The 13574-nt window shown below is 72.0% G+C and carries 8 protein-coding genes; 6 read left to right on the top strand and 2 right to left on the bottom strand.

Features of this window, described 5'->3' with window-relative positions; genetic code table 11:
- Nucleotides 1–85: 85 nt before the first annotated feature.
- Nucleotides 86–2212 (bottom strand): SulP family inorganic anion transporter, encoded by a 2127-nt coding sequence (locus J5X75_RS35445; RefSeq protein ID WP_208472005.1) that lies wholly within the window; start codon nt 2210–2212, stop codon nt 86–88.
- A 119-nt stretch (nt 2213–2331) separates the two neighbouring features.
- A complete protein-coding gene (locus tag J5X75_RS35440; RefSeq protein ID WP_208472004.1) occupies nt 2332–3402 on the bottom strand; it encodes an NAD-dependent epimerase/dehydratase family protein in 1071 nt (356 codons plus the stop codon).
- A gap of 190 nt (nt 3403–3592) precedes the next feature.
- Between J5X75_RS35440 and J5X75_RS35435 the strand changes: the two genes are divergently transcribed.
- The 6 genes from J5X75_RS35435 to J5X75_RS35410 all read left to right on the top strand — a co-directional run bounded on the left by J5X75_RS35435 (nt 3593) and on the right by J5X75_RS35410 (nt 13562).
- Nucleotides 3593–6169: a carboxylate--amine ligase/circularly permuted type 2 ATP-grasp protein gene (locus tag J5X75_RS35435; protein WP_208472003.1), complete on the top strand. Its 2577-nt coding sequence runs from the start codon at nt 3593–3595 to the stop codon at nt 6167–6169.
- A gap of 16 nt (nt 6170–6185) precedes the next feature.
- Nucleotides 6186–7952, top strand: coding sequence for an N-acetylglutaminylglutamine amidotransferase (locus J5X75_RS35430; RefSeq protein ID WP_208472002.1), 1767 nt, complete (start codon nt 6186–6188; stop codon nt 7950–7952).
- A 16-nt stretch (nt 7953–7968) separates the two neighbouring features.
- The gene (locus tag J5X75_RS35425; RefSeq protein ID WP_208472001.1) at nt 7969–9732 is read left to right on the top strand and encodes a S9 family peptidase; all 1764 of its coding nucleotides are present in this window, start codon (nt 7969–7971) and stop codon (nt 9730–9732) included.
- Between the two features lie 74 nt (nt 9733–9806).
- Nucleotides 9807–11120 carry an MFS transporter gene (locus J5X75_RS35420; protein WP_208472000.1) on the top strand — a complete coding sequence of 438 codons (1314 nt, stop codon included), beginning with the start codon at nt 9807–9809 and terminating at the stop codon, nt 11118–11120.
- A 33-nt stretch (nt 11121–11153) separates the two neighbouring features.
- Entirely contained in the window at nt 11154–11843 is a 690-nt protein-coding gene (locus J5X75_RS35415; RefSeq protein WP_208471999.1) for a hypothetical protein, read from the top strand.
- A 165-nt stretch (nt 11844–12008) separates the two neighbouring features.
- A complete protein-coding gene (locus J5X75_RS35410; protein ID WP_307798477.1) occupies nt 12009–13562 on the top strand; it encodes a glucuronyl esterase domain-containing protein in 1554 nt (517 codons plus the stop codon).
- The last annotated feature ends 12 nt before the right edge of the window (nt 13563–13574 follow it).

Below are 13574 nucleotides of genomic sequence, written 5' to 3'. Positions count from 1 at the left end.
AGGCCGCAGCGGGCCCGCGTGGCAGGGCGGAACGGCCACGATTCGTCGGGGACGTTCCACCGCGTACCGGAAACGGGTTGTGGTTTCAGGCGGCCGGGATCGATGAGATGGGGCGGGCGTCGCCGAGGACCGGATCGACCTCGTACATCCGGGCTTCGGCGAGGTCGAAGTACATGCCGGCGAGGCGCAGCCGGCCGGCTGTCTCGGCGGCCCGGACCGCCGGATAGGTGCGCAGGTTGGCGAGTTGCCGGACGACGTTGTCGGTGCAGCAGCGTTCCTCGTCGCCACTGTCGCCGAAGTCCACCCCGGAGAGCGCGAGCCAGTCGCCGAGAGCGGACCCGGGCGGCGCCGCGCCGCTCATCAGGGCGCGGACGGCTCCGCACCCGGAGTGGCCGCAGACCGTGATGGCGCTGACGCCGAGGACGTCGACGGCGTATTCGACGGCCGCGCCGGCCGAGACGTCGCCGGCGCCGTGCGGGGGCACGATGTTGCCGACGTTGCGGACGCAGAACAGGTCGCCCGGGCCGCTCGCGGTGATCAGGTTGGGGACCAGCCGGGAGTCGGCGCAGGTGATGAAGAGCTGCTGCGGCCGCTGACCGTCGCGGGCCAGGTCGGCCAGGTGCGGCCGGACCAGCGGGGCCACGGTGCGCTCGAACTCGGCGATGCCGGCCGCCATGGCGCCGCGGCGCTGCTGGTCCATGTCCTGCCAGCGGGACCAGGAGCCGAGCAGCCGGGGGGTGCGTTTGCCGCTGCCCAGCCGGCCCGAGGTGGCCTGGGAGAACCAGGAGTCGTGCACCTCGCGGATGCGTACCGTGCCGCCGGTCCGTTCGTGTGCCGAGCACCAGTCGCGGATCGTCTCGTAGGCGCCGTGGTCCAGGTAGTCGAGGTGCAGTTCGAGGTCGACGTCGCTGCCGCCCGGTACGCCGCCCAGTTCCCGGGTGAGGCGGGCGGACTCGACGAAGGACAGGGTGCCGTTGATGGTGACCAGCCAGTCGCCGGGGGCGCGTTCGACCCGGCGGATCTCCGAGCGGGTGAGCCGCCAGAGGATCAGCAGCGCCGCGGTGATCATGCCGAGGGCGACGCCGGTGAGCAGGTCGGTGGCGACCACGCCGAGACCAGTGACCAGGTAGGTGGGCAGTTCCCGGTGCCGGGCGTAGGTGCGCATCTGGGCCAGGCTGACCAGCCGGAGGCCGACCACGATCAGGACGGCGGCCAGCACCGCCATCGGGATGGTCTCCAGCAGGCCGGCGCAGAGCAGCACGAACGCCGCGACCCAGACGCCGTGCAGGATCGCCGAGGCCCGGGTACGCGCGCCGGCCGCCACGTTGGTGGAGCTGCGCACGATCACGCCGGTCACCGGGAGCCCGCCGAGCAGGCCGGATGCCGTGTTGGCGGCGCCCTGGGCGACCAGTTCCCGGTTGAGGTTGGCGCGCGGGCCGTCGTGCAGCCGGTCGACGGCGACCGCGGAGAGCAGCGACTCGACGCTGGCGACCAGGGCGATCGTCAGGACGGCCACGACGATCTCGCGGGCCGGGGCGTCCGGCCAGCTGGGTGTGATCAGCCCGGCGAGCGGTTCGTCGGGCAGGCGGACCCGGGCCACGTCGGCGCCGGTGGCGGCGGCGAGCGCGGTCATCGACACCACCGCGACCAGGGCGGCCGGGAGCATCGAGCTGCGGACCAGGCGGGGCCAGAACACCAGGACGGCGACGGTGAGGATGCCGAGCACGGCGGCCGCGCCGTGGTGGGCGGCGATCTGGCCGGGCAGGTCGCGCAGGTTGCTCCAGGCGGAGCTCTGCGGGGTGCCGCCGAGCATGACGTGCACCTGGCTGAGCGCGATGACGAGGCCGATGCCGGCGAGCATGCCGTGTACGACGGCGGGTGACAGGGCCAGGGCGGCGCGGCCCAGCCGGGACGCGCCGAGGAGGATCTGAACGAGGCCGGCGACCGCGACGATGGCGGCCGTGCCGGCGAATCCGAAGTCGGCGACGGCGCCGGCGACTATCACGGTGAGGCCGGCGGCCGGGCCGCTGACCTGTAACGGGGCTCCGCCCAGGGCGCCCGCGACGATGCCGCCGATGACGGCGGCCACCAATCCGGAGAGCAGCGGGGCTCCGGATGCCGCGGCGATGCCGAGGGACAACGGAATGGCGATCAGGAATACGACGATGGACGCCGGCAAGTCCCGGCGCAGGATCTGCGTCAAGTCGGACATTTCGGTAATGTACCGAAGGTCGGTTAACGGGTGATTAACTAAACGGCCCTTACAGTAAGTACACAGAAAAGTGCCGCCCAGTGGATCACCGGGCGGCACTCGGGCGCATAACTATGCGATCAGGCCTTCCAGACCTCGTTGTTGGCCTCGTAGATCTCCCGCAGGATGGCCGGGACGTCGTAGGTCAGCTTCCAGTCCGGGTAGTGCTCCTCGAACCGGCCGGTGCCGCTGATCCACCACTGGTGGTCACCCTGGCGGGCCTGGTCCACGTACTCGGTACGGGCTTCCAGACCGGTGATCTCCGAGGCGATCTTGAAGGCCTCGATGTGCGAGCAGTTGGAGAACCGGCCGCCGCCCATGTTGTAGATCTCGGCGACCCGCGGCGCCCGGTGGAACGCCTCGAACGCGGTGATCAGGTCGTGCGAGTGGATGGCGTCACGGACCATCTTGCCCTTGTAGCCGAAGATCTTGTACGTCCGCTGCTCCATCACGCAGCGCATCACGTACGCCAGGAAGCCGTGCAGCTCGGCCGCCGAGTGGCCGGGGCCGGTCAGCGTGCCACCCCGGAAGACCGCGGTCGGCATGTCGAAGTAGCGGCCGTACTCCTGGACCATGATGTCGGCCGCCACCTTCGAGGCGCCGAAGACCGAGTGCATGCTGTTGTCGATCGTCATGGTCTCGTCGATGCCGCCGTACCACCGGTGGTCCTCGGGCAGCTCGTACCGCGTCTCCAGCTCCACCAGCGGCAGCGAGTTGGGCGTGTCGCCGTACACCTTGTTGGTCGACGTGAAGATGAACGGCGCGTCGATCGCGTGCCGCCGGGTCGCCTCGAGCATGTTGATCGTGCCGACCGCGTTCACGTCGAAGTCGGTGAACGGCTCGCGGGCCGCCCAGTCGTGGCTCGGCTGCGCGGCCGCGTGGATGACCAGCCCGATGTTCGATCCCAGGTCGGCGAAGAGCCGGTCCAGCCCGTCCCGGTCCCGGATGTCGACGCTGTGGTGGGTGTACCGGTCGCCGACCTCCTTGACCAGGCGCTGAAGGTTCCACTGGGTGGAGCCGTCGGCGCCGAAGAAGTAGCCGCGCATGTCGTTGTCGACCCCGACCACGTCCATGCCGAGTGCGGCGAAGTGCCGGACCGCCTCCGAACCGATCAGACCGGCCGATCCGGTGATTACGACGACGCTGCTCATGAAGGACCTCCGCGGGTGTCGGGCGTCACCGGGCGACACTACCGGTGAGCTGCAAAGGACCTCCGGCCCGGGCTGGAGTGTCGCGATCGTCATGCTTGACCGCAGCGTGAAACGGGCACGTCACAGATTCGCTACATCCTATGGAAAGGCTCCGGCGAAACCGGGCTGAACCTATGCAGAGGCGGTCTCGATGACGGAGTCACTACAGGCGTCGGATCCGCGCGTCCCCGAACGGGCCGCACTCACCCTCGGCGTGGAGGAGGAACTCCACGTCGTCGACCTCGGCACCCGTGAGCTGGTCCCGCGGGCGCCGGAGATCCTGGACCGGCTGGACGCGGCCCACTTCTCGGCCGAGCTGCACCGGTCGGTGGTGGAGACCAACACCCCGGTCAGCGCCACCCTGGACGATCTGCGGGCCGGGATCGTCGCGCGGCGGCGGGAGGCGATCGGGGTGGCCGAGTCGCTCGGCCTCGGGCTGGTCGCGGCCGGCACCGTGCCGCTGGTCGACCTGGACGCGCTGCCGGTCACGCCGACCTCCCGCTATCGGCGGATGCTGCACGAGTACCAGATGCTCGTGCGTGAGCAGCTGATCTGCGGCGCCCAGGTGCACGTCGGGGTGCCCGACCCCGACGAGGCGGTGGCGGTCGCCCAGCGCGTGACGCCGGTGCTGCCGGTGCTGCTCGGGCTCTCCGCCAGCTCGCCCTACTGGATGGGCGAGGACTCCGGGTACGCCAGCGTCCGCTCCCTGGTGTGGATGCGCTGGCCGACCGCCGGCGACAGTGGCCGGCTGCACTCGGCGGAGGAGCACGAGGCCCTGGTCAGCGACCTGATCGCGTCCGGGACGATCAGCGACCCGAAGATGGTCTACTTCGACGTCCGGCCGTCCGCGCACGTACCCACCGTGGAGCTGCGGGTCACCGACGCCAGCCCGGACACCGAGACCGTGGTGCTGCTGGCCGGCCTGTTCCGGGCCCTGGTGCTGCGCGCCCGGGAGGACCACCGGGCCGGTCTCCCGCTCCGGGACCCGCGGCCGCCGCTGCACCGGGCGGCGATGTGGCGGGCCGCCCGGTCCGGCCTGGAGGGCGACCTGCTGGACCTGCCCCGCTCGCCGGTCCCGGTGCCGGCCGCCGTCGCGGTCGAGCGCCTGGTCGGCGAGCTGCGCCCGCAGCTGGAGGAGCTGGGCGACTGGGACCAGGTCTTCGACCTCACCCTGCGGGCGCTGAGCCGGGGCAGTTCGGCCGCCCGGCAACGGCGCGCCCTGTCCCGGCGCGGCCGGCTCTCCGACGTGGTCGACGCGCTGGTGGCCGAGACCCGCGGCGGGGTGACGGAGGCGGGCCCGGCGGGCGCCCCGGCGCCGGCGCTGATCGAGGCCTACGTGGCCGACGGCGACGAGGCCTTCCCGGGCGGGCGGGTCTCCCCCGCCTACGCCGGGATCCTGCCGGTGCTCACCTCGCTCGGCTCCACCGGCCTGCGGCAGCGCGAGGACCACCGCGACGACGAGCAGCGGGCCCGCGGCATCACGTTCAGTGTGGCCGGCGAGGCGGCCACCCGGCTGTTCCCGTTCGACCTGGTGCCCCGGATCGTGCCGGCCGACGACTGGCGGCACCTCACCGAGGGTCTGGTGCAGCGGGTCCGGGCGCTCGACGCGTTCCTCAACGACGTCTACGGCGACCGTCAGGTGGTGGCCGACGGCATCGTGCCCGGGTGGGTGATCGACGGGTCGCCGGAGCTGCGGGCCAGCGGCGCCCTGATCAGCCGGCCCGCGGTCCGCGCCCAGGTGGCCGGGGTCGACCTGGTCCGGGACGGGGCCGGGAGGTGGTGCGTGCTGGAGGACAACCTGCGGGTGCCGTCCGGGATCGCGTACGCCATGCAGAACCGCCGTCTCACCTGGAGCGTGCTGCCCGAGTTGCCCCGCCCGGCCGCGCTGGTCTCGGTGGAGGAGACCCCGCGCCTGTTGAAGCGGGCCCTGCTGGAGGCGGCCGGCCCGGCCGCCGGCGACGATCCGGCGCTCGTGGTGCTCAGCCAGGGCCCGGACGACTCGGCCTGGTTCGAGCACCGGATGCTGGCCGAGGCCATGGGGGTGCCGGTGGTCCGCAGCACCGAGCTGTTCGTCGACGAGGGCCGGGTGTGGCGGCTGCGGGACGGCCACCGGCACCCGGTCGACGTCATCTACCTGCGCATGGGTGAGGACAGCCTGGTGCACTCGCCGGGCGCGGACGGCATGCCGCTCGGCCCCAGCCTGGTGTCCGCGTTGCACGCGGACACCGTCGTGCTGGCCAACGCGCTCGGCAACGGGGTGGCCGACGACAAGGCGGTGTACGCCTTCGTGCCCCGCCTCATCGAGTACTACCTGGGCCAGAAGCCGCTGCTCGCGGACGTGCCCACCTATCTGTGCGGGATCCCGGAGCAGCGTGCCGAGGTGCTGAGCCGTCTCGGCGAGCTGGTCTGCAAGCCGGTCGACGGCTACGGCGGCGACCGGATCGTGATCGGCCCGCACGCGAGCCCCGCCGACCTGGAGGCGCTGCGGCGGCAGATCAGGGCGACGCCGCACCGCTGGGTGGCGCAGGAGCTGGTCGAGCTCTCCACCCATCCGGTCTTCGACGGGCACCGGCTCGCCCCACGGCACGTCGATCTGCGGGCGTTCGTCTTCACCGGCGCCGAGTCGGTGGTGGCCCCGGCCGCCCTGACCCGGGTGGCGCCCGCCGGCAGCATGATCGTCAACTCCTCGCGGGGCGGCGGATCGAAGGACACCTGGTTGCTCGGCTGACATCGGGAGGTATTTCATGTGTGGAATCGCCGGCGAGATCCGTTACGGCGACCGGCCCGCGGACACCGAAGCGGTCCGGCGGATGCTGCCCTGCCTGGAGTCCCGCGGCCCGGACGGCCACGGACTGTGGACGCACGGACGGATCGCTCTCGGCCACCGGCGACTGAAGATCATCGACCTGTCGGAGGCCGGCGCCCAGCCGATGACCGATGACCGGCTGGGCCTGACCGTGGTCTTCAACGGCTGTGTCTACAACTACCGGCAGTTGCGCCTGGAACTGGAGAAGGACGGCTACACGTTCTTCTCCGGTTCGGACACCGAGGTGATTCTCAAGGCGTACCACCGGTGGGGCGCCGACTGCGTCACCCGTTTCCTCGGGATGTTCGCCTTCGCCGTGGTGGAGCACGACAGCGGGACCGTGACGCTGGCCCGCGACCGGCTCGGGATCAAACCGCTCTATCTGGCCGAGTCGCCGGGGCGGCTGCGGTTCGCCTCCACGCTGCCCGCGCTGCTCGCCGCGGGCGGTGTGGACACCACCCTCGACCGGGTGGCGTTGCAGCACTACATGACGTTCCACTCGGTGGTGCCGGCGCCGCGCACGATCCTGGCCGGGGTCCGCAAGCTGCCGCCGGCCACGATCCGGGTGATCCGGGCGGACGGCACGTCGACCGAGCGGGTGTATTGGGAGGCGTCCTTCGAGCGCACGCTGGAGAAGGCCGACTGGGCTCAGGCGGTCCGGGAGAAGCTGCGGCAGGCGGTGGAACGGCGGATGGTCGCCGACGTGCCGGTCGGGGTGCTGCTCTCCGGCGGCATCGACTCCAGCCTCATCGTGGCGCTGCTGGCCGAGCGGGGACAGGCGGGGCTGACCACGTTCAGCATCGGGTTCGAGGCCGCGGGCGGGGAGAGCGGGGACGAGTTCGAGTACTCGGACATCGTGGCCAAGCACTTCCAGACCACGCACCACCAGATCAGGATCGGTCATGAGCGGTTCCTGCCGGCCGTCGAGCGAACCGTCGGCGCGATGAGCGAGCCGATGGTGAGCCACGACTGCATCGCCTTCAACCTGCTCAGTGAAGACGTTGCAAAGCATGTCAAGGTGGTGCAATCTGGGCAAGGGGCCGACGAGATCTTCGCCGGCTACAGCTGGTACCCGCCCCTCGCCGGCGTGCCCCGGGAACAGGCCGTCGAGGCGTACGCGAAGGAGTTCTTCGACCGCCCGCACGCCGTGCTGGCCCGGCAGCTGAACCCGGAGTGGATGCTCGACGACGACCTGGCCCGGGAGTTCGTGGCGGAGAGCTTCGGCCGGCCCGGGGCGACCACCGCGGTCGACGCGGCGCTCCGGCTCGACTCGCAGGTGATGCTGGTCGACGATCCGGTCAAACGGGTCGACAACATGACTATGGCGTGGGGGCTGGAGGCACGCGTACCGTTCCTGGATCACGAACTGGTCGAGCTCGCGGCGGCCTGCCCGCCCGAGCTGAAACTGGCCCACGGCGGCAAGGGAGTGCTCAAGGAGGCGGCGCGCGGGCTGGTGCCCGACGCGGTCATCGACCGGCCGAAGGGCTACTTCCCGGTGCCCGGCATCCGGCACCTGGAGGGTCCGGTGCTCGACATGGTCCAGGACGCGCTGCACGCGCCGGCCGCCCGGAAGCGGGCGCTGTTCCGGCCGGAGTACGTGTCGGCGCTGCTCGCCGACCCGAACACCCCGCGCACCACGCTCGGGGCGAATCAGTTGTGGCAGCTCGCGCTGCTGGAGATGTGGCTCCAGACAGTGCTCGATTAGGAACAGGGGGATCCGGATGGAGGGTCAGCTCCACCGTGTCGACGTGACCGTGCTGCCCGCGGGCTGGAACCGCGTCGAGCCGGAGATCGCCGGGAACTGGTCGCCCACCCTGTCACCGGACGGGCGGCACCTGGCGTACGTCTCCGACCGGGGCGGCGCGCCGGCGGTCTGGGTGCAGCCGGTCGGCAGCGATCTGGCCTTCCGGGTCGACACCGGCCCGGAGCCGGTGTCGGCGGTCGCCTGGTCGTCCGGCGGCGGCTGGCTGGCCTGCCAGACCGCCCCGGGCGGCGCGCCCCGGCAGGAGGTGTGGCTGGTCCGGCCGGACGGCTCCGACCTGCATCAGGTCGCCGGTTTCGGCGACGACACCGCGGACGACATGCGCTGGCTGCCGGGCCGCCCGGTGCTGGCCCTCACCGAGAACCTGACCAGCGCCGTCCTCGTCGACGTCACCGCGGAGACCAGGACGGTGGTCGCGCGCGGCGACCTGCTCTCGCTTCTGGACGTGGACCCGGCCGGGCGCTTCGCGCTTCTGCGGTACGGTCCGCGCGGCGCCCGCGAAATCATGCTGCGTGAGCTGTCCACCGGCGCCGAGAAGCCGGTCACCCGCGGCGAGAAGGCGGTGTTCAGCCCGGGCGGCGGGTGCGTCTACGCGCTCAGCCAGGACGGCGAGTTCCCGGCGCTGATCCGCGTCGCCGGTGACGCCGTGGAGGTCCTGGCCTCGGGTGGCGAGGTGGAGGACTTCACGGTCACCGCCGACGGGCGTACCGCCGTGGTGTTGGTCAACGTCCGGGGCGGCGAGTCGGAGGCCGCGCTGATCGACCTGGACCACGACGGCGATCGCGTCCCGAAGCCGGTGTCGCCGCTGCCCGGCCCGGTGGTCAGCGGCCCGGCGTGGAGCTTCGACGCGTCCACGCTGGCCTTCACGGCGGAGGGCCCCGGTCAGCCGCACGGCGTCTGGGTGTGGACCCGGGAGACCGGCGAGCTGCGTGCGGTCTCGGCGGCGCCGGCCTCGCCGGAGGCGGTCCACCCGACGCTCGAGACGGTCACCGCGCACGACGGGCTCACCCTCACCGGGTGGCTCTTCCGTCCCGGTACGCCCGGCCCGCACCCGACCGTGCTGTGGTTCCACGGTGGCCCGGAGGCGCAGGAGCGTCCCGGGCACGGCCCGCTGTTCCAGTCGCTGGTGGCGCGGGGCATCGCGGTGTTCGCCCCGAACGTGCGCGGCTCGTCCGGGTTCGGGCGCGCGTTCGTCGAGGCGGACAACGGCGCCCGCCGCTACGACGCGATCGAGGACGTCCGGTCGTGCGTGACGTTCCTGCGGGAGTCCGGGATCGCCGGGCGGGTCGGGATCATGGGCCGTTCCTACGGCGGCTACCTGACGCTGGCCGCGCTGACCGCTTTCCCGGAGCTGTTCACGGTCGGCGTCGACATCTGCGGGATGTCTGATTTCGATAGCTTCTACCGGCACACCGAGCCGTGGATCGCGGCGGCCGCGGTGAGCAAGTACGGCCATCCGGTGCACGACGCCGCCCTGCTGCGTGACCTGTCCCCGCTGCACCGGCTGGACCGGCTGCGCGCCCCGCTGCTGATCGTGCACGGCGAGAACGACAGCAACGTGCCGGTGATCGAGGCCGAGCGGGTGGTGGCGTCGCTCACCGAGCGCGGGCACCCGCACCGCTATCTGCTCTTCCCCGGCGAGGGCCACGAACTGCTGCACCGCTCCGCCCGGGCCGAGTTTCTGCGGGTCACCCTGGACTGGCTGGAGTCCCACCTGAGCTAGGGATCACGTTGCCGGGGACGCCGGTAAGGGAGAAGGCTGGCAGGGCACGTTACCCGACCAGCGGAAGGCCGCCCATGCACCTGCGTCCCTGGGCGGTGTGGGCCGCCGGGCTGGCCGCGTACGTCGTCGCCGTCCTGCACCGCAGCTCGATCGGGGTGGCCGGGCTCGACGCGCAGGAGCGCTTCGGCGTCGGCGCGGGCGCGCTGGCCGTCTTCGCCGTCGTCCAGCTGCTCGTCTACGCCGGGTTGCAGATCCCGGTCGGGCTCCTGCTGGACCGTTTCGGATCACTGAGGCTGGTGCTGTCCGGCGCGCTCGTGATGGCCGCCGGGCAGACCCTGATGGCGTTCACCGACGGGCTGAGCGGCGCGATCACGGCCCGGGTGCTGGTCGGCGCCGGGGACGCGATGACCTTCATCAGCGTGCTGCGCCTCGTGCCGCACTGGTTCCCGGCCCGGCGGGTGCCGGTGCTCACCCAGCTCACCGGGATCATGGGCCAGATCGGTCAGGTGCTGTCCGCCGTGCCGCTGGCGGCCGTGCTGGCCGGCGCGGGCTGGACCACCGGCTTCCTGGGCGCGGCCGGCGCCGGCCTGTTCGTGGCGGTCGCGGTGCTGATCGCGCTGCGGGACACCCCGGAGCGGCGGATCAACAGCGGCGGCGCGATGAGCTGGCAGCGGCTCGGCACCGATCTGGGCAGCTCCTGGCGGCACCCGGGCACCCGGCTGGGCCTGTGGGCGCATTTCACCACCCAGTTCACCGGCACGGTGTTCGCGCTGATGTGGGGCGTGCCGTTCCTGATCGCCGGGGAGGGCCTGAGCCGGGCCACCGCGGGCGTGCTGCTGACCGTCTTCGTGGTGACCGGCATGGCGGCCGGGCCGGTGCTCGGCCTGCTGACCCAGCGGCACCCGCTGCGCCGCTCCCAGCTGGTGCTCGGGATCGTGGCCGCCAACATGGGCGCCTGGGCGCTGGTCATCGCGTGGCCGGGGCGGGCCCCGCTGCCGGTGCTGGTGCTGCTCGTGGTGGCGCTGGGCCTGGGCGGGCCGGGTTCGATGATCGGATTCGACTTCGCGCGCAGCTTCAACCCGCCGAGCCGGCTGGGCACCGCGACCGGGGTGGTGAACGTGGGCGGCTTCGTGGCTTCGCTGATCACCATCCAGCTGATCGGGCTGATCCTGGACGCCCGTACCGGCGGCGGTAACGACTATCACATCGACGATTTCAAGGTCGCGATGTCGGTGCAGTTCCTGGTGGCGGCCGTGGGCGTGGCAGGGATTCTGCGGACCCGGCGGCTGGCCCGGCGCCGGGAGGGCATCGTGGTTCCCCCGCTGTGGACGGTGCTGGCGGAGCGGCGGGGTTTGACGGCGGACCGAGGGGTTAAGGCGAAGAGCTGACCCGCCGAGTCCAGCGCAGAGGATCTGGAGGACATGTCCCAGCAGGCACAGGGCCGATTCTGGTCCGGTATCGACATTCCGAAGACCGTCGCCGGCACCCTCGCGGCCGTCTCCGCCGCCGTGGCCGGCTCCTTCCTGGGAGTCGCCGGCACCCTGATCGGCGCCGCGGTGGCGAGCCTGATCAGCTCGATCGGCACGGAGATCTATCACCGGTTCATCGACCGGGGGACCCGGCGGCTGCACTCGGCGTTCACGGTCGCACCGGCGGCGGCCGGCACGCCGCCGGTCGAGGCCGCCGGGGAGCCGCCGTCCGGCGACGAGCCCCGGCGGGTCCACTGGAAGCGGGTGGGCCTGGCGGCCGCGGCGTTCTTCGCGCTCGGGATGGGCACGCTGACGACCGCGGAACTGTTCGCCGGCCGGTCGGCGGCGGATGTGACGAACGGGCGGGACACCGGCGGCCCGACCATCCTGTTCCAGTCGGTGGGCGAGGACTCCGGCGAGGAGCCCTCGGGTGAGACGCCGTCGGCGGATCCGACCGCGCCGGCCACCACCGACGGCACGCCCGCGCCGTCGAGCGAGGCCACGCCCGAGGCCACGACCGAGCCCACGCCGACGGCCCCGACCGATCAGCCGCAGCCGACGCAGCCCACCCAGGGCGGCGAAGACGATCCGAAACTTTCGGAGACCGGTGGAAGCGAATCGAACGAAATGACTTCCGAATAGCCGCTGAGCTGCTTTTCAGTGGCGATCTACTACCGTTATAGATCCGATAGTTGTTGACAGTCGCGCACCGGGGTCAAATACTCAGCCCATCGATGAGTGTCAGCCCCGGCGCCGGTCCGCATCCCCACGGCCGCGCCGGAATCCCCCGCTCTCCGAGGAGGACCCGTGCGCCCGTCCCCGCCCCCGCTGCTCCGAAGAACGGCCATCGCCCTGCTGGCGGCCCTCGCCGCGGCCGTCGGCGTGACCGCGGCGACCGAGTCCCGCGCCGCCGCGGCCGGAGTCGAGGACGAGGGCGTGAGCTGCCCCGCCCCGGCGCTGCCGGACGCCGGGGCGCTGCCCACCGTGACCCGCCTGCCGGACCCGTTCAAACGGCTGAACGGCACCCGCATCACCTCGCCGGCCGACTGGCGCTGCCAGCGCAACGAGATCAAGAAGCTGGCCGAGAAGTTCGTCTACGGTGAGAAACCGGCCAAGCCGTCGAGCGTCACCGGCACCGTCTCGGCGTCGACCGTCACGGTGAACGTGAGCCACAACGGCCGCAGCGCCTCCTTCTCCGCCGGGGTCGAGCTGCCCAGCGGCACCGGGCCGTTCCCCGCGGTGGTAGTGCTCGGCGGGTTCGGCGCGGACACCGCCACCATCAAGGCCGCCGGCGCCGCGGTGATCAAGTACGACCCGTACGCGGTGGGCCGGGAGGGCACCGGCCGCGCGAACAAGCAGGGCGCCTTCTACAGCGTCTACGGCTCGAACAGCACCACCGGCCTGCTGGTGGCCTGGGCGTGGGGCGTCAGCCGGATCATCGACGTGCTGGAGCAGTCCGGCGGCTCGATCCTGCGCGGCGACGCCACCGGGGTCACCGGCTGTTCCCGGTTCGGCAAGGGCACGTTCGTGACCGGCGCCTTCGACCAGCGGATCGCCCTCACCATGCCGATCGAGTCGGGCACCGCCGGCGTGCCCATCCTGCGCGGCGTCCCCGGCGAGGGCGCACAGAGCCTGAGCAGCGCGTACGGCGAGCAGCCCTGGCTCGGCGACGCGTTCGGATCGTTCACCGGCAGCCCCACCCGGCTGCCGGTGGACACCCACGAGACGGTGGCGATGATCGCGCCGCGCGGGCTGTTCATCATGGACAACCCGCACATCGCCAACCTCGGGCCCCGTTCGGCGAGCGTCGCGGCGCTGGCCGGGGCGGAGGTCTACAAGGCGCTCGGGGCGGGCGGGAACATCACCTACTGGTCCGACGTCCAGGACGGCAGCCACTGCGCCAACCGGGCCGAATGGCGTGAGCCGCTCCGGCAGAACATCCAGAGGTTCCTGCTCAACACCGGTAACCAGGCGGGCGTCATGCGGATCTCCAGCCGCGCCGCCGGAAACCTGGCCGAGTGGCGGGACTGGACGACGCCCCACCTCGGCGCCTCGCCGAGTTCCAGCCCGTCGACCTCACCGTCGAGCGGCGGCTCGTGTTCGACCACCTACACCGCGGGACAGCAGTGGGCCGACCGCTTCAACCTCACGGTGAACGTCTCGGGCGGCGGCAACTGGGTCGTCACGGTCACCGCGCAGTCGCCGCAGTACTTCCAGAACAGCTGGAACGCGGCGACCACCCTGAGCAACAACAACACGGTGCTGACGGCGCGGCCGAACGGCAGCGGCAACTCGTTCGGTTTCACCGTCATGCACAACGGTAACCGGACCTGGCCGGCGATCTCCTGCCTGATCGCCTGAGGGGGAGCCGGG

This window comes from Actinoplanes flavus (assembly GCF_017592555.1).
GTDB classification, from domain to species: domain Bacteria; phylum Actinomycetota; class Actinomycetes; order Mycobacteriales; family Micromonosporaceae; genus Actinoplanes; species Actinoplanes flavus.
This window is presented reverse-complemented; position numbering and strand designations above follow the sequence as displayed.